This is a genomic window from Bradyrhizobium sp. LTSP849 (genome assembly GCF_000938255.1).
Taxonomy (GTDB): Bacteria; Pseudomonadota; Alphaproteobacteria; order Rhizobiales; family Xanthobacteraceae; genus Bradyrhizobium.
The window spans coordinates 346,167-361,102 of record NZ_JYMR01000053.1; the positions used below are offsets into that span (position 1 = coordinate 346,167).

The following is a 14,936-nucleotide window of genomic DNA, read 5'->3' on the forward strand; positions in this document are numbered from 1 at the left end:
GCGCCGCGGAGTACTGGATCGCCCGGTCAAGCCGGGCGATGACAGCTAGCGTGTGTGTACCAGTTGCGTAGGCGTGTGAGCGTATAATGGCGTATGCGGCGACAGCCGGGGAAATGAACGTAGCCGCACCGGCTGCGCCCGGCGTGCTGGCCCTTCAGCGCGCGCTGGTGTGGCTGGTCGGCGCCTCCGGCGCCATCGTCTTCATCGAGCCCAGCCCGTACGAGATCGTGACGCTGCTGGCCACCGTCACCTTCTTCGCCACCGGCCTGCGGCTCAAGCTCGTGCTGATGCCGCTACTGCTGGCACTGGTCCTGCTCAATATCGGTTACACCATCAGCGCAATCCCGCTGCTCGAGCAGTCCGAAGTTGCAAGCTGGATCGCGACCTCCTGGTACATGGCGGTGACCGTGGTGTTCTTCGCCATGGTCATGTCCGAAGACACGGCGGCGCGACTCGACATGCTGCGCCGTGGCCTCGTGGTCGGCGCAATGGTCGCCTCGGTCTCGGCGATCGTGGGCTACTTCAACCTCGTTCCCGGCGGCCATGACCTCTTCACGCTCTACGAGCGCGCGCGCGGCACCTTCAAGGACCCGAACGTGCTCGGCGCCTTCCTGATCCTGCCGGCGCTGTTCTCGCTCCAGAGCGTGGTCTCGGACAAGCTCGGCAAGGCACTCCGCAACGTCATCGGCTTTGTAATCATGTCGCTGGCGATCCTGCTCGCCTTCTCCCGCGCCGCCTGGGGCGGACTGGTCCTGACCTCAGCGTTCATGCTGGCGCTAATGGTGCTGACCAGCCGCACCAACACGCAGCGCTCGCGCATCATCATCATGGCGATCGTTGCCGCGGTGCTGGGCCTGGCGCTGATCGCGGTGCTGCTGTCATTCGACAGCATCGCCGAGATGTTCAAGCAGCGCGCGAGCTTCGACCAGAGCTATGACGAGGGACGCTTCGGCCGGTTCGGCCGGCACATCCTCGGCGCGGAGATGGCGCTCGACCTGCCGTTCGGCATCGGCCCGCTGCAATTCCATCGCTTCTTTCCGGAGGACACTCACAATTCCTACCTGAACGCCTTCATGTCCGGCGGCTGGCTCTCCGGCGTGTGCTATCCGGCGCTGGTCTTCACCACCGTGATCATGGGTTTTCGTCATATCTTCGTGCGCGTGCCCTGGCAGCGCGCTTATCTTGCCGTCTTCTCTGCCTTCGTCGGCACCGTCGGCGAGAGTTTTGTGATCGACACCGACCACTGGCGGCACTTCTGGATGATGCTGGGCGCGATGTGGGGCATGATCGCAGCCGCACAGGCCTACAAGATCAGGGCTGGCGAGGACGCTTCTTCAGCTTGAGATCGGGACGCTTCTCCGGCGGTGTATCAAGCAGGCCCTTCAGCGCCGCGGTCGCCGCCAGCACGCCCTTGTAGCCCTCGGTCGCGAAACGCAGCAGCAGCCGCAGCTCCTCGTCCGAATAAGCGCTCCAGACCTTCTCCATCGCCTGCTGCATCGGCACATAAAGCTCGCCAATCTTCATGGCCTTCTCCGGCACGACGGCGATGAAAACCTTGCGGCGGTCGGTCTCGTCGCGCTCACGACGCACAAGGCCAGCCTTCTCGAGCCGGTCGACCACGCCGGTGATGGCGCCGGTCGTGAGCCCCGTGACCTCGGCGAGCCGGCCTGCGGTGACGCGTCCCTCTAGGTACAGGATGTCCATGCATTCGAGATCGGAATTGGCAATTCCGGCAACGTTCGCAACGGTCTGGCCATAGAGCACGCCCTGCGCGGACGACCGGCGCATCGCCTCCTCGACCTCCTGCAACAATTTCGCGCGCGCCTTCGTCCTTGACAAGGCTGACCTCATATCTTAGTCGATATATATCTTAGTTGCTAAGAGATTTAGCGACCGTAATTTCTCCTATCACCACGGAAGCATCCGGAGCAAGCCATGTCCAACCGTCCCCGCAAGGCCCTGATCATCGGCGCCGGCATCGCCGGTCCCGTCACCGCGATCCTGCTGCGCCGCGCCGGCATCGAGTCCGCGATCTACGAAGCGTGGCCCTACTCCAAGGGCATCGGCGGCGGCCTCCAAATCGCGCCGAACGGCATGCATGTCATGGATGAGATCGGACTTGCCGGCGAGTTGATCAGCCGCGGCTCCATCGCGGATTCCTTCGACTTCTACTCGCAGGAAGGCCGAAGGCTCGGTTCGATCAACCGCGACATGGCGCGGCGCTTCGGCCAGCCCTCGGTCAACGTCTGCCGCGCATCGCTGAACGAGATGTTGATCGACAAGGCCTGGTGTTCCTGCGTCTCGCTCTATTTCGACAAGCGGCTGATCAAGATCGAGGACCGTGGCGACCAGCCGATCGTCGCCTATTTCGCCGACGGTACCACCGCCGAAGGCGATTTCCTGATCGGCGCCGACGGCGTGCACTCGGTGGCGCGGCGCCAGGTAATCCCCGACGGACCCGTCCCGTTCAATACCGGCCTGATCGGCTTCGGCGGCTTCGTGCCGCATGCGGTGCTCAACGGCAGGCCGATCGGCCAACACGTCGAGACCACGTTCGGGCAGAGCGGCTTCTTCGGCTACGGCTATTGCAGCCCGGATCCGAGCGACGGCGTGATGTGGTGGAGCACCCAGCCTTCACATGGCATGGATGCCGCGATGTTCCGCGCGCTCGATGAGACGACGCTGAAGCAGCATCTGCGCGGCTTCCATCACGGCTGGCACGATCCTATCCCGGATATCATCGAGGCGGCCGAGAACATCGTGGTCACCGATACGCTCGACGTCGCCACCTTGCCGACCTGGTCGCGCAAGCGCTCGCTGCTGATTGGCGACGCCGCGCATGCGACGAGCCCGCATGCCGGCCAGGGTGCCTCGCTGGCACTGGAAGACGCGATGCGGCTCGCCCGTCTGATGCAGGACGGCCAGGAGCTCGGTGTCACCTTCCAGAACTTCGAGGCCGAGCGTCGCCCGCGCGCCGAGAAGATCGTCGCGCTGGCCCGCCGCAACGGCAACAGGAAGCGAGAATTCAGCGCCACCGGCGCCTGGGTCAGGAATCAGATGATGAAATGGCTGTTGCCGCTGGGCTCGAAGAGCATGGATTTCATGTACGCGTATGACGCGCGGGCGGTGTAGCGACGATCACGGTGTCATCGCCCGCGAAGGCGGGCGATCCAGTATTCCAGAGACTGTAGTGATTGAACCGAGAGGCCGCGGCGTACTGGATGCCCCGCCTTCGCGGGGCATGACACCGTCTTTGACGCAGCCGCTAGCTTTCCACCCCAAACGTCAGTCCCGCATGCTCTTGCAACCGCCTGATCAGCTTGTGCTGCATCGCTGCGCCCGGCGTCCAGAATCCGGCCGGCACATCCGTCACATCGCGCAACAGGCAGATCGCGCATTCGGAGATCATCTTCGAGGTTGAACCGTAGCCGGGATCGCGGTCACCGGTGACGCCGGCGCGGATTTGACGGCCGTCAGGCGCGATCGCGACATAGAGCAGATCGAAGCCGCCGTTGTCGCGCTCTTCCTTTGAAGGCCCCTCGCCCGGCTTCGGTGCGTTCGGGCCGGTCTTCTCGGCGTTCGCAGCCATCACGCGCTTGGCGTTGGCCTCGCCCTTCTCGCCGGGACCGGTCAAGACCATCTCGTCGTAGACGAAGTCCTGGCCGTAGGGGAAGCCCATCAGCATGTTGGAGCGATGGACGTTGCGGGTGTTGATCAGCGCCATCATGAACGGCGCGGCCCAGGATTGCAGATCTTCCTCGAGGGCCGCCCTGTTGCCCCTCGGCTGCTTCGGACCGGTGAACCCGGGCGTCAGCGCAAAGGGATCGTTCAGGATCGTGATGAGGCTGATGTCCTTGGCGACCGCATCGAACGTCGCCTTCGCGCTCGCCGCGGTGCCGCCCGAGAGCGTGCCGCGCATGTCGCGCACGCGGCCCTTCACGCGCAAGGTCGGCCCACCGAGCACACGCTTGGCCTCTTCCTGCACGAAGAACGCGCCGAGCTCGAACGGCACGGAATCGAAGCCGCAGGAGAACACGATGCGCGCGCCGCTCGCCTTGGCTTCCGCCTCGTACTTGTCGATCATCTGCCGCATCCAGATCGGCTCGCCGCAGAGATCGAAATAATCGGTGCCCGTTGCGACGCAGGCCGCGAGCAGTTCCTCGCCATAGAGCTGATACGGGCCGACGGTGGTGATCACCGACATCGTCTGCTCCGCCATCGCCCTCAGGGAGGCGGCGTCCGACGCATCCGCGACAATCAGCGGCGTATTCCCGGGCGCGCCGATCGCATCGCGCACCGATTTCAGCTTGCCGAGGCTACGGCCTGCCATCGCCCATTTGAGCCCGTGGTCGCCCTTGTAGTGCAGAGTCAGATATTCGGCGACGAGTTGGCCGGTAAAGCCGGTCGCGCCATAGACGACGATGTCGAATTTCGTAGAGCTCATGGTCGACCTTTACTTCTTCGCGTAACTCACGCCCATGCCGGCACGGACGTCGCTTTGAATCCCGTAGGGCGGAATCGGATAGCGCAGGCCGTTTTTGGCCAGCGCCTTCATCCCCTCGATCGCCTTGGCGAGATGCGAAGGCTTCAGGGCCATCAGCATCTCCTCGTCCGGCACGCCGCCATAGCGCCGTTCGGCATAGCATGGCAAGGATAGGCTGGGCTCGCCGGTTTTCAGCGCCCGCCCCCAGGAATCCGCGCACGCGGTCTCGCCGACCACGCCCCATTCGAACTTCTTGTAACCGGTATATTGCAGCCCGTTGATCAGGATGATCATCTGTCCTGGCGTCGCATAGACGAGGCAGATGTCGGGCGGATCGAGCCGGCCGCTTGCAAGCGGGCTCACCGCGAGCGCCTGGTACTGGCCGAACGGAACCACGTCCAGCGCCTCCTGGCGCTTGCGCGCGTCCTCCGCCGTGCCATGCCAGACGCCGACATAGTTTTCGCCAGCGAGCCATTTGTCGTCCTGGGGGCTAAGCCCGATCACCGCGCGGCACTGCGCACCCACGAGATCGTCGGCAGTGATGCCGACAGTCCATCCCAGGCGTGAGGCCATGCTGACGATCTGGTCGGTGGTGTGGACCGCATTCGGACGCCGGATCTTCGGGATCGCCTCCATGTCCGCAGCGCGCGCGAACAGCTTCATGCCGATCACCGTCGTCTTCAGCCGCAACAGGTTGTTGAGATCGGCCACGAGGCCGGCAAGATCGATCATCTCTGCATTCTGCTGTTGCATGGCGTCCTCCGGGCCGGCGATCATGCGCCGATCATCTTCGTATTCTCGTCGTTTCTAGTCCTTCGCCGGGCCTGGAAGCAAATCGGAAGTCCTGCCCATCAGGCGGTAGGCCACGAGCCCGATCCACTCGCGCGCGGCCACGTCGGTTCGGTTTAAACCTTCCGTGCCGTAGTTGGTGAAAGAGAACAAATCATCACGCCCGCCCATCCGCCAATCCACGGGATAAGCCTCGACGTCGAAACCGGCCTTGCGGAAGATCCCCACCGAACGCGGCATGTGGAAGGCCGACGTGACCAGGAGCCATCGCTCGCCCGGTTTTGGCTGCACCAATTGCTTGGTAAAGATCGCATTCTCGTATGTGTTGCGCGAATTCCGTTCCAGGATCAGACGATCCTTCGGGATACCTAGATTCTCCAAAATCGGGGCAGAGTAGTCGGCCTCCCTGGCGGCACCCATGACCAGGCTCGCAGAGCCGCCGGTAAAGACGACACGCGCATTCGGAAAACGTCGCGCCAGCTCGGCCGCTGCGAACAGACGATCGGCCGCACGAGGCACGACTGGCGTGTTATGCGCCGCCGAGAGATCGGTATCGACGGAACCGCCCAGCACGATGATGCCGTCGGGCGCTCCGCGCGACGGATCCCACGGGGGAAAGCGCGACTCCAGCGGATAGAGCACGAGATTGCCGAGTGGCGAAAAGGCGGCAAGCGCAAGCAGGACCAGCGTGGTCGCGGCCAACTTCCGGCCGAGCCCGGCAAAGCGCGTTGCCATCAGCACGACCGAGATGATCCCGAGCTCGATCAGCAAATTGATCGGCAGCACTGCGGCGCCAAGCGTCTTGGAAAGGACGAAGAACAGGACAACCTCGCTGAAATGATCGAGCCGATGGACATGCGGGCTTGACCCGCCCGCCCATCTTCAGAAATCTTCTTGGAAGAGGATCGATTGCCGGGTCAAGCCCGGCCATAACAAGTTCTCATGACGCGTTTTCTTGACGAGTCTTCTTGCCGCCCCCCGATGCAAACGACCGGACACCGCAAATGACCCATCATCACCTGAATGCAAGCCCCGAAACCTGCCATTGGGGCTTCTTCGAGGCCCGGCTCAAGCCGGTTCTGACGATCAAGAGCGGCGATGAGGTCACGATCGACACCATCAGCGGCGGCCCGGATGTGGTGCCCGATCGCAACAAGTTTCACGTTCCGCCCGAATTGTTCGAGGTTCATGCCAAATCCGAGCGGATGGTGCCCGGCCATATCCTCACCGGGCCGATCGCGGTCGACGGCGCTGAGCCGGGCGACGTGCTCGAGGTCGAGATCCTCGACGTCCAGCTGCGGCAGGACTGGGGCTACAATCTGATCAGGCCCTTGTCCGGCACCCTGCCCGACGATTTCCACGAGACCCGCCTCCTCAACATCCCGCTGGACCGGACGCGGATGGTCGGCCGCATGCCCTGGGGCCTCGACCTGCCCCTAAAGCCGTTTTTCGGCGTGATGGGCGTTTCGCCGCCGCCGGCCTGGGGCCGCATCACCTCTCTCATTCCGCGCGCCATGGGCGGCAATCTCGACAACAAGGAGCTCGGCGCGGGCGCGACGCTGTATCTGCCGGTCTTCGTGCCGGGCGCGCTGTTCTCCTGCGGCGACGGCCACGGCGTGCAGGGCGACGGCGAGGTCTGCGTCACCGCGATCGAGACTGCGTTGCAAGGCCGCTTCCGGCTGACGCTGCGCAAGGATTTGCGGCTCGATTATCCGCGCGGCGAAACGCCGACCCACTACATGACCATGGCGATGGACCCCGACCTCGACCAGTGCGTGGTGCGGGCATTGCGCGACATGATCGTGCTGCTCGGAGAGAGGCGAAACCTCTCGCGCGAGGACGCCTACACGCTGTGCAGCCTGACGGCCGATTTGCGGGTGACGCAGACCGTCAACGGCTCCAAGGGCATCCATTGCATGATCGAAAAGGCGATCGTGCACGGCTAGGCCCGCAGGCCCTTTCCCCTCCCACCCTGCTCTGTCGCCGCCCGGTCCGCCGGCGCGGTGTGCTGCGTCATGGCAATTTTCTTCAGTGATTCCAAAGGCCTCAACAACAGCCTGGATCAGGATTTGACTTCCACCCTCGAACCTAAATAGAGTCTTAATCGTTACTTTTATGTATCTAAGTATGAGGTTAGCGTTCGGACCATGGCCACCGAAAAAGCCGAGACTGACCGCATTCCCGTAACCTTGGCGCTCTCGACCATCACCTATCTCGAAAAACTGGTGAGACAGGGCACCCACGGCACCAGCGTTCCCGGCGTCGCACGAACATTGATCGAGGAAGGCATCCGTCTCGCCATCAAGGACGGGCTTTTGTCGATTCGCGACAATGGCAGGACGTGAGCGCGCGCCGGACGTGAGGCGGACGGATCTCGAGAGGCGGATGGCCGACATCTGCAACCTGGGACCGTTTCAAATGCCTGTTCTTGCACCAACCTGGACCGACGAACGCATCGAACTTCTGAAGCAGCATTTCGAGGCGGGCCTGTCCTGCCGCGAGATCGCCGCCGACATCGGCGTCAGCCGCAACGCCGTGATCGGCAAGCTGTCCCGATTGAATCTCACGCGCGGCCGCTCGGTCGACGAGCGCAGGCTCCAGGACAAGAATTTTACGCCGGCACGCGCGAAAGCGGTGCCCCGGCTGCAATTCGAAATGCTCGCCACGATCTATGGCGAAACCAACGAGGCCGCGATCGACCGTCCGATCGACGACGCCAATCGCTGCTCGCTGATGGAGCTCGGTGAAAACCGCTGCCGCTGGCCGATCTCGACGCCGGGTGCGGATGATTTCTGCTTCTGCGGCAACGCTGCATCTGACGGCCAGTCCTATTGCGCCGGCCACAGCCGCCTCGCCTACCGGCCAAACTCCCGCGCGCGTGTCGCGCGCGGCTGAGGCCGCATCATCATGTCCCAAAATGAAAAACCTCCGGCGGGGCATCGCCGGAGGTTTCTGGAGGCTTAGCATGAAGCTAAGAGCCGTAACTTTCGAAATCGGCTGAGAGCTATATAGCTTAGTAACTCAGGTAAGTAAATAAATTTGGCGCGATCGAATCGCATAGCTCATCTTCGTCACTTGCGTAGGAGATTTCGGGTTTTCGAAATCTTCGTTTCGCCAGAAAAAAGCCCCGGCGGTGTCCCGCCGGGGCTTCATCAGATCGTAAGAAGACCGGAAGCTTACCAGTTGCGCTGGGCGCGCAGCAGCAGGCTGTAGGTGTCCTGGTCCTTCAGCTCGTAAGTCGCCGCGGGCTTGGCAACCGCCGTCAGCGCCGGCGTCGTGATCGTGCCCGAGTACTTCTGGTCGAGGTGGCTGTAGACGAAGTCAGCCGAGAAGGTCAGACCCTTCACCGGCGTCCAGCGGGTGATCACGCCCACCTGGCCGATGTTGAAGTCCGGGTTGCAGGTGCCGGTCAGGGTCGCGAACGACGCACTGCCGCAGATCAGGCCCTTCGCCGTGCCGCTGTAGTTGACAGCCGCCCACGCACCGTAGAGCGCCGTGTTCCAGTACGGGCTCCAGTTGTGGGTGTAGGCACCACGGAAGCCGTAGGTCTTGGTCAGCTCAAGGCCGCCACCCGGAGCAAACACTGCGTCAGACACGCCGGCAAAGCCGATGCTCTGATACGCGGCGTTCGAGCTGCCGAACATCGAGTAGCTGGTCGCGGCCAGCTCCTGGAAGTTGTAGCGGCTCGCACCGTCGGTGTAGACGCCCGACACGTTGATCACGTCACCCGCACCGGTCGGGATGTTCTTGATCGACAGAGCGAGCTGGACAGCCCAGCCCCACTTGTCCTCCGGATGACCTGTGGTTTCGGTCGCGCCGTAGTAGCCGACATGGTTGTCGTGCGCGGCAACCGACGCCTGGAACAGGCCCCAGGCCTGATCGACGCGGACCATACCGACGAGATCGGGGGACCTGGACCCGCCGAGGTCGTTCGAGCCGTAGGCACCACCGAGCACGCCCGAGGTGCTCATGCCCGCAGTGTTCCAGATGTTGGTCTGGAAGACCTGCGTCGCGTCCTGCGCCGAGAACGCAGCCGTCACGCCCTGGCCGAAATCGGCCGTGTAGGTGAACTGGGTGACGCCGTTGGTGGTGCCGCTGCCGCCGACCAGCTGGTCGAAGTTGTTGCCGGGATAGTTGATCCAGGGCGCGTCGAACTGCGACACCGACTTACCCATGGTGAAGCCGGCGAACTGGATGAAGGCGTAGTAGACGCCGAGCGAGCCGCCCGAGATGCCGCCGTCGGTGCCGTTGACCGCACCGCCGCTCGAACCGGTCAGGCCGGTGCCGGCCGCATTGAGGCCGATCGTGCCGGTGTACTGGGTCGCGCCCGTGCCCGAACCGGTGCCGCCGTAGTTGCCGGTCGTCCAGGTGAAGACGGCGTCGAAATAGGTGCGGACCACGCCGTATTCCGTCGCGGTGCGCGTGTCGATGTTGAGATCTTCGCGAGCGCGCGCCGAGTAGTAGTTGTTCAGGCGGTTGTTGGCGGCAAACGTGCCGCTGTACTGTGCGCTGTAGTTGCCGCCGGCATTGAGCGCGACTTCCGCACGCAGGTAACCACCAAGCTTGATGCAGGTGTCGCTGCCCGGGATGTAGTAGAAACCCGCGCCGTAGAGCGAGCAGATCTTTACGTACTCGACGGCCTTGGCCTTCACCGGAAGATCAGCCGCCTGAGCTCCACCGACGGCGATCAGACCCGCCGCAGTGCCGAGCAAAAGGCTCTTCACTACTTTCATTTTTAAAACCTCCAACTTGTTCATTTTACGAAGACCGGACCGTGAGGCCCCCCAGATCCCCGTCTCTCCAAATCCGCCCGGCCGCTTCGCGCTTTCGGACACACCCGCTAAGAGCGCGAGGGACGTGAGCGAACCACCTGCAACGGGACGATCGAGTACCCCCCACCGTCACGGGTCAATATGCATGTGCCGTTATGGTAATCAAAATAGTTTATTAGATCAGCTTACCGGTTTCGCTAACTCTGTGTCCGCGGCGCAACACCAGCCTGGGACAAAAAGGCTGAGCTGATCATATTTGTAATTTCCGTGACAAAATAACTCTGCCCTGCACTTGCGTCAGGGCAGAGTTGCGTGGACTATGCCGTCCCACCAACACCGGCCAGAAAGAATCAGCCGCACGGGAGTGAGCTGTGTCAGCGACGAGGAAAGAAGGGGCGCGCCTCCGCTCCGGCGGCAATCTCGATATCATCAGGCGTTTCACCTGGGAGATATCGTCGATCAACATGCACCTGGAAGAGCTGCGTCAGTTCTGGGCCAGGACGCTCGGCATCAGCGGTCCGCAATGGCTGATCCTGATGGCCATCTCCGACCTCGACAAGGACGATGGCGTTCCCGTCAACGTGGTCTCGAAACTCCTTCACGTCGATCCGTCCTTCGTCACCACCCAGTCCAAGCTGCTCGAGAAGAAGGGCCTGCTGCGCCGGCGTCCGTCGCCGACCGATGCCAGGGTGGTGCGGCTGTCACTGGTCGACAAGACTCAGAAGCACATTGCGAGCCTCAACGAGCAGTACAAGACGATCCGCGAATTCGTCTTCCAGGAATTCGACGAGACCGAGCTGGCCGAATTCACCACCAAGCTCGCGACGCTGAAGACCCGCCTCGAAAAGGCGTGCGTCAGGATATCCCTCGACTACTGATCAGGACAGCAGGCCGCGCTCAGATCCGCCGGCCTGTGGCGCCGAGCTGCGATTCGAGCCAGTCGAAAATGTATTCGTTGGCAAGGCTCGGATTGTCCGCATGGGCCTGCGCCGCGCCGGTCTCCGCTGCGGTGAACACCTTCAGCAGGATCTCCGAGCTGCCGAGCCGGGATTTCTGCACGATCTGACGCGCCCGGTCGGCCTTGAGCCAGCCATCCTCGCCGAGCGTGATCAGCACCGGACAGTCCACGCTGGAGGCCATCAGCGGCGAATGCGGCACCGGGACAATGCTGAGATCGCTCATCGCGAAACGGCTGGCGAAGAAAGACCGCTCGTGCAGATCCCACAGGCCACCATCGCAGACGGCTGCTGCGAGCCGCGGCTCCTGCAACACCGCACGTGCGACAAAAGAGGAGCCCCACCCGTCCGCCACGATCGCGACGCGATCGAAATCGACGTCGCTGCGCGTCTCCAGATAGTCCATCACACTGGCAATCGAGCTCTCGAGATCACGGCGCTGCAACAGCAGGTCAACATGATCGTCGCGCTGGTCGCCGAGCAGGTCCAGGGCGAGCATCGAAAGGCCACGCTCGCGCGCGTGCGGCGCCAGCTTGAACAGAAACTCTTCCTTGCGATGGCCGGGCTCGCCGATGCAGATCACGGTCGGAGCCCGCCCGTTCGCGGATGGTGCAGGCAGGAAGTAACCCTGCAACGAATGTCCTTCGACCCACGGCACTGTCACGACTTCGCCGGCCGGGCTACGCGCCGCGAGAGAGCGGCGGGCGCAATCTTGCATCGCGAGCACCGCAACCCAGCGACGCTCGTCGGCCGGATCGAGCGGCATTGCCGCCGCGCTGTAGTAATTCATCGCGCGCAGCCAGTTGCGCTGCGCGGTCGCCATGTGGCCCTCAGCGAACGCAGCTTCGGCGCGATGCCGGTTGGCCCGCGCCAGCTTCTTCCATTCGCGATGCCATGACTGCTCGTCGCCGCGCTTCAGTTGCCGCGCGATCATCAGGCATTCCGCGATGGTGGCGCCGCCCTCTTGGGCTGCGGTGAGCAGCCGCGTGAATTCAGCGGAGATATCCTCTCTCTCCGGGCAGAGGATCCAGTCGTCGGAGAGGCATGCGGGTATCATCGGGAGCTACGCTCTATCGTGGCGTTACTCATGATTTACTAAACTATTTTAGTTTGCCAACCAAGCTGGCTTGCGCCGAATGAGACCCGTTCGAGATCACCATCGCTTGAACGCAGGATTTATTCCCGCATGCATGACATTCCGTTTCGTCATAAGACGGCGAACACGCGCGCGAGAGGCGCACATAATGACCTGCGCGCCTCTTGCCATGATGAACATCATACCTATATCGGCGCGCGATCGTTGACAGTCTCAGCCAAGCCGCCAACCGACGTCCTGGGTAAAACTTTCGTAGAAGGCACGGTCGTAAGCCTGCTCCGGCGTCGCGCGCACGCGCTCATCGAGCAGCTTGGCATCCTCGCCGACCAGGATGCGCCATCGCTCCGCTTTCACGCCGTCGAGAATGATCGTCGCGGCTTGCGCAGCCGTCGTCGGCGCATCTTCCAGGAAGCTGCGGGCGCGCTCGGCAAAGGCCGCCTGGATGTCGTCGTCCGACATTTTGTCAGCATCTGGCACGCCGGCCGCGATCATGCGCTTGCGGGTCAGCGCGACCTCGTCGGCGTTGAGACGCTCCGATCCATCGGCGCTCTGCACCTTGCGTGAGTTGGAGACGATCGAGGTACCGATATGGCCGGGCATCACCACCGAGCATTTGACGTGCGGCGCGTGCAGGCGAAGGTCGTTGACGAGCGCTTCGGTAAAACCCTTCACCGCGAATTTCGCCGAGCTGTAGGCGGTGTGGGCCTGGTTCATGCCGATCGATGCCCAGAAGCCGTTGACGCTCGCGGTATTGACGATGTGCGCTTCGTCCGCCTTGACCAGCATCGGCAGGAAGGTGCGCACGCCGAGATAGACGCCGCCCCAGCAGATGTTGAAGGTGCGCTCCCACTGCTCGCGCGTGTTGGTGAACAGACTGCCGCCACCGCCGATGCCGGCATTGTTGAACAGCAGATGGATCCTGTCCGTCATCTGCTGCTCGGCGAGCTCGTCGCGAAAACGCTTGAGATGATCCTCGATCGAGACGTCGGCGACATGCGTCGTGACGCGCAGGCCTTGCGGCAGCTTCTCGGCCTCGCAGAGCCGCTTGGTCTCGGCCATCGCGGCTTCCGAGACGTCGCACATCGCGACGTTGCAGCCCTCGGCAACGAGCTGCCGCGCGAGCTCCCGCCCCATTCCCGTGCCGCCGCCGGTGATGACTGCGATCTTTCCTGCAAATTCCTTCATGGGACTTCGGCCCCTCCCCTTATCGCTATGTTTCTTTCGTCCGTGCACGCGCCCTTTGGGCCACCTGCAAAATGTAGCAGCGCCGCATCCGCAGGTAAAAGCGGATCGGCCACTGCCAAACTCGGTTATTTCGATTGACGGACTATTCCGCCGCTTCGACGTGGTGTCCGTTCAATGCACCGAGAGCCTCGAGCGCCTTGCGGGTCGCAGCCTGCTGCGCGGGCGAGGCCTCCGGCATCGGCGCGCGCGGATATGTCTTGGGCAAGCCCTGAAGCGTCTGCGCATAGCGTGTGCAGGCCGGCAGATTGTCGGCGATAACAGCGTTCCACAGCGTCAGAAGCTTCTTGTGCAGGTCGAGCGCGCGCGGATGATCGCCCGCCTTCACCGCGTCCCACAGCGCCACCGAGGCATGCGGCGCCGCGGTCAGGATCGCGGCGATCGAGCCATGGGCGCCGAGCGTATAGGACGGATACATCAGGGCATCGACGGCGCTGTAGATCAGCTTGTCGGGTGCCATCATCATGAGATCCGCGAACAGCTTGAGGTCGCCCGCGCTCTGCTTGACACCGACGACCAGCGGCACCTCGGTCATGATCCGCGTCAGCAGCGCCGGCGACAGGTAGGACCACGGCACGACATTGTAGATGATGATGGGCATGCCGGTCTCATCGGCCATGGCGCGGAAGTGCGCGACCATCGCCTCGTCGTCCGGCTTGAACAGATAATGCACCGGCGTGACCTGTAGGGCTGCGACGTTCATGTCGCGCACCAGCCTGCCGCGGCGGATCGCATCGCGCGTGGAGTCCACGATGATACCCGCGATCACGGGGATGCGTCCCTTCACCGCCTCCACCGTCGCAGCCATCAGGTCGCGATATTCCTCGTGGTCGAGCGTATGCCCCTCGCCGGTCGAGCCGCCGGCCGCAACGCCGTGAGCGCCGGCGCCGATCATCCAGTCGACCTGGGGCGCCACGAGCTTGGTATCGATCTCGCCGTCTTTGCGGAACGGCGTCGTCATCGGCGGGATCACCCCGGTCGGTCGTACCTTCATATTCTACCCTCGCGTTTCCATGTCCCTTGTGGCGGTCCCGCTCTCCTGGCGAGTATCCGCGCAAGCCTGAGCCTACCGGCCGCACGGGCGCTGTGAAGGGCCGGCGGCGCGGCGCTGCCCTCACAATCGGTCATTCCTGCGGCCAACCGTGCCAGTTCCCCGTATTTGCCCGGCTTCGGTTTAAGGGGATTTTTTTTACAATCCGAATCGTCAAATAGGGGTGGACGCTGGGTCGAGTCGGCCAGGCCAGCGTGTTGTTTTCGTCACAGGCTCTGGCACTCCGCTTGCATCCTCTTCGTGGTCAGAAACTACCGATGAGGTGATTGGAATGTTCATTACCGTCGTTGCCGTGCTCTGTCGGCTTGGCACCGCTGCCTCAGGCAGCTGTGTCGAGGAAATCGTGACCGACAGCAACATGACGCCCGAGATGTCGATGATGGCGTGCGCGGTCGGCGCACAGGCCCCTCTTGCGAAATGGATGGGCGAGCATCCGATCTATCATGCCAACTGGCGCCTCGACCGCTACAAATGCGTGCCGGGTCACTACGAGATCAAGGGCCACGCCTAAAGGCCCCGCAAAACTACTGCTACCCGAGGAAACGCC

Annotated in this window: 15 protein-coding genes; 7 read left to right on the plus strand and 8 right to left on the minus strand. The window is 63.1% G+C overall.

The window, feature by feature from the left end; genetic code table 11:
- Positions 1-86 precede the first annotated feature (86 nt).
- A complete protein-coding gene (locus tag UB31_RS35250; RefSeq protein ID WP_045014153.1) occupies positions 87-1,343 on the plus strand; it encodes an O-antigen ligase family protein in 1,257 nt (418 codons plus the stop codon).
- On the opposite strand, the gene UB31_RS35255 is transcribed toward UB31_RS35250, so the two are convergent.
- Positions 1,312-1,788 (minus strand): MarR family winged helix-turn-helix transcriptional regulator, encoded by a 477-nt coding sequence (locus UB31_RS35255; protein WP_045014202.1) that lies wholly within the window; start codon positions 1,786-1,788, stop codon positions 1,312-1,314. The two genes, UB31_RS35250 and UB31_RS35255, sit on opposite strands and share 32 nt — an antisense overlap.
- Positions 1,789-1,935: 147 nt before the next feature.
- Here UB31_RS35255 and UB31_RS35260 point away from each other — a divergent pair, with 147 nt between their 5' ends.
- Positions 1,936-3,132, plus strand: coding sequence for an FAD-dependent monooxygenase (locus UB31_RS35260; protein ID WP_045014154.1), 1,197 nt, complete (start codon positions 1,936-1,938; stop codon positions 3,130-3,132).
- 133 nt (positions 3,133-3,265) lie between these two features.
- On the opposite strand, the gene UB31_RS35265 is transcribed toward UB31_RS35260, so the two are convergent.
- Genes UB31_RS35265 through UB31_RS35275 form a run of 3 tightly spaced genes read right to left on the minus strand, consistent with a single transcriptional unit; the run spans position 3,266 to position 6,058 of the window.
- Positions 3,266-4,444, minus strand: coding sequence for a saccharopine dehydrogenase family protein (locus UB31_RS35265; protein ID WP_045014155.1), 1,179 nt, complete (start codon positions 4,442-4,444; stop codon positions 3,266-3,268).
- A gap of 9 nt (positions 4,445-4,453) precedes the next feature.
- Positions 4,454-5,236 carry a DUF169 domain-containing protein gene (locus UB31_RS35270; RefSeq protein WP_045003221.1) on the minus strand — a complete coding sequence of 261 codons (783 nt, stop codon included), beginning with the start codon at positions 5,234-5,236 and terminating at the stop codon, positions 4,454-4,456.
- A 54-nt stretch (positions 5,237-5,290) separates the two neighbouring features.
- A complete protein-coding gene (locus UB31_RS35275) occupies positions 5,291-6,058 on the minus strand; it encodes a YdcF family protein (protein WP_045014156.1) in 768 nt (255 codons plus the stop codon).
- A 218-nt stretch (positions 6,059-6,276) separates the two neighbouring features.
- Here UB31_RS35275 and UB31_RS35280 point away from each other — a divergent pair, with 218 nt between their 5' ends.
- The 3 genes from UB31_RS35280 (at position 6,277) to UB31_RS35290 (ending at position 8,167) form a co-directional block, all read left to right on the plus strand.
- A complete protein-coding gene (locus tag UB31_RS35280; protein WP_045014157.1) occupies positions 6,277-7,218 on the plus strand; it encodes an acetamidase/formamidase family protein in 942 nt (313 codons plus the stop codon).
- 201 nt (positions 7,219-7,419) lie between these two features.
- Positions 7,420-7,617, plus strand: coding sequence for a hypothetical protein (locus UB31_RS35285; protein ID WP_007603456.1), 198 nt, complete (start codon positions 7,420-7,422; stop codon positions 7,615-7,617).
- Positions 7,618-7,690: 73 nt separating this feature from the next.
- Positions 7,691-8,167 carry a GcrA family cell cycle regulator gene (locus UB31_RS35290; RefSeq protein ID WP_045014203.1) on the plus strand — a complete coding sequence of 159 codons (477 nt, stop codon included), beginning with the start codon at positions 7,691-7,693 and terminating at the stop codon, positions 8,165-8,167.
- 281 nt (positions 8,168-8,448) lie between these two features.
- On the opposite strand, the gene UB31_RS35295 is transcribed toward UB31_RS35290, so the two are convergent.
- Positions 8,449-10,005 (minus strand): porin, encoded by a 1,557-nt coding sequence (locus UB31_RS35295; RefSeq protein WP_045014158.1) that lies wholly within the window; start codon positions 10,003-10,005, stop codon positions 8,449-8,451.
- Positions 10,006-10,415: 410 nt separating this feature from the next.
- Between UB31_RS35295 and UB31_RS35300 the strand changes: the two genes are divergently transcribed.
- Positions 10,416-10,922 carry a MarR family winged helix-turn-helix transcriptional regulator gene (locus UB31_RS35300; protein WP_045003173.1) on the plus strand — a complete coding sequence of 169 codons (507 nt, stop codon included), beginning with the start codon at positions 10,416-10,418 and terminating at the stop codon, positions 10,920-10,922.
- A gap of 19 nt (positions 10,923-10,941) precedes the next feature.
- On the opposite strand, the gene UB31_RS35305 is transcribed toward UB31_RS35300, so the two are convergent.
- The 3 genes from UB31_RS35305 to UB31_RS35315 form a co-directional block, all read right to left on the minus strand.
- Positions 10,942-12,057 carry an alpha/beta hydrolase family protein gene (locus tag UB31_RS35305; protein WP_045003174.1) on the minus strand — a complete coding sequence of 372 codons (1,116 nt, stop codon included), beginning with the start codon at positions 12,055-12,057 and terminating at the stop codon, positions 10,942-10,944.
- Positions 12,058-12,309: 252 nt separating this feature from the next.
- Positions 12,310-13,281, minus strand: a complete 972-nt coding sequence (locus tag UB31_RS35310; protein ID WP_045014159.1) for an SDR family NAD(P)-dependent oxidoreductase — start codon at positions 13,279-13,281, stop codon at positions 12,310-12,312.
- Positions 13,282-13,423: 142 nt separating this feature from the next.
- A complete protein-coding gene (locus UB31_RS35315) occupies positions 13,424-14,332 on the minus strand; it encodes a dihydrodipicolinate synthase family protein (protein ID WP_045014160.1) in 909 nt (302 codons plus the stop codon).
- Positions 14,333-14,660: 328 nt separating this feature from the next.
- Between UB31_RS35315 and UB31_RS35320 the strand changes: the two genes are divergently transcribed.
- Positions 14,661-14,900, plus strand: a complete 240-nt coding sequence (locus tag UB31_RS35320; protein WP_045003179.1) for a hypothetical protein — start codon at positions 14,661-14,663, stop codon at positions 14,898-14,900.
- Positions 14,901-14,936: the final 36 nt, after the last annotated feature.

Excerpts from the sequence above, each read along its gene's own strand:
- UB31_RS35250 (WP_045014153.1), top strand. The coding sequence starts at position 87 with ATGGCGTATGCGGCGACAGCCGGGGAAATGAACGTAGCCGCACCGGCT.
- UB31_RS35255 (WP_045014202.1), bottom strand. The coding sequence starts at position 1,788 with ATGCGCCGGTCGTCCGCGCAGGGCGTGCTCTATGGCCAGACCGTTGCG.
- UB31_RS35260 (WP_045014154.1), top strand. The coding sequence starts at position 1,936 with ATGTCCAACCGTCCCCGCAAGGCCCTGATCATCGGCGCCGGCATCGCC.
- UB31_RS35265 (WP_045014155.1), bottom strand. The coding sequence starts at position 4,444 with ATGAGCTCTACGAAATTCGACATCGTCGTCTATGGCGCGACCGGCTTT.
- UB31_RS35270 (WP_045003221.1), bottom strand. The coding sequence starts at position 5,236 with ATGCAACAGCAGAATGCAGAGATGATCGATCTTGCCGGCCTCGTGGCC.
- UB31_RS35280 (WP_045014157.1), top strand. The coding sequence starts at position 6,277 with ATGACCCATCATCACCTGAATGCAAGCCCCGAAACCTGCCATTGGGGC.
- UB31_RS35285 (WP_007603456.1), top strand. The coding sequence starts at position 7,420 with ATGGCCACCGAAAAAGCCGAGACTGACCGCATTCCCGTAACCTTGGCG.
- UB31_RS35290 (WP_045014203.1), top strand. The coding sequence starts at position 7,691 with ATGCCTGTTCTTGCACCAACCTGGACCGACGAACGCATCGAACTTCTG.
- UB31_RS35295 (WP_045014158.1), bottom strand. The coding sequence starts at position 10,005 with ATGAAAGTAGTGAAGAGCCTTTTGCTCGGCACTGCGGCGGGTCTGATC.
- UB31_RS35305 (WP_045003174.1), bottom strand. The coding sequence starts at position 12,057 with ATGATACCCGCATGCCTCTCCGACGACTGGATCCTCTGCCCGGAGAGA.
- UB31_RS35310 (WP_045014159.1), bottom strand. The coding sequence starts at position 13,281 with ATGAAGGAATTTGCAGGAAAGATCGCAGTCATCACCGGCGGCGGCACG.
- UB31_RS35315 (WP_045014160.1), bottom strand. The coding sequence starts at position 14,332 with ATGAAGGTACGACCGACCGGGGTGATCCCGCCGATGACGACGCCGTTC.
- UB31_RS35320 (WP_045003179.1), top strand. The coding sequence starts at position 14,661 with ATGTTCATTACCGTCGTTGCCGTGCTCTGTCGGCTTGGCACCGCTGCC.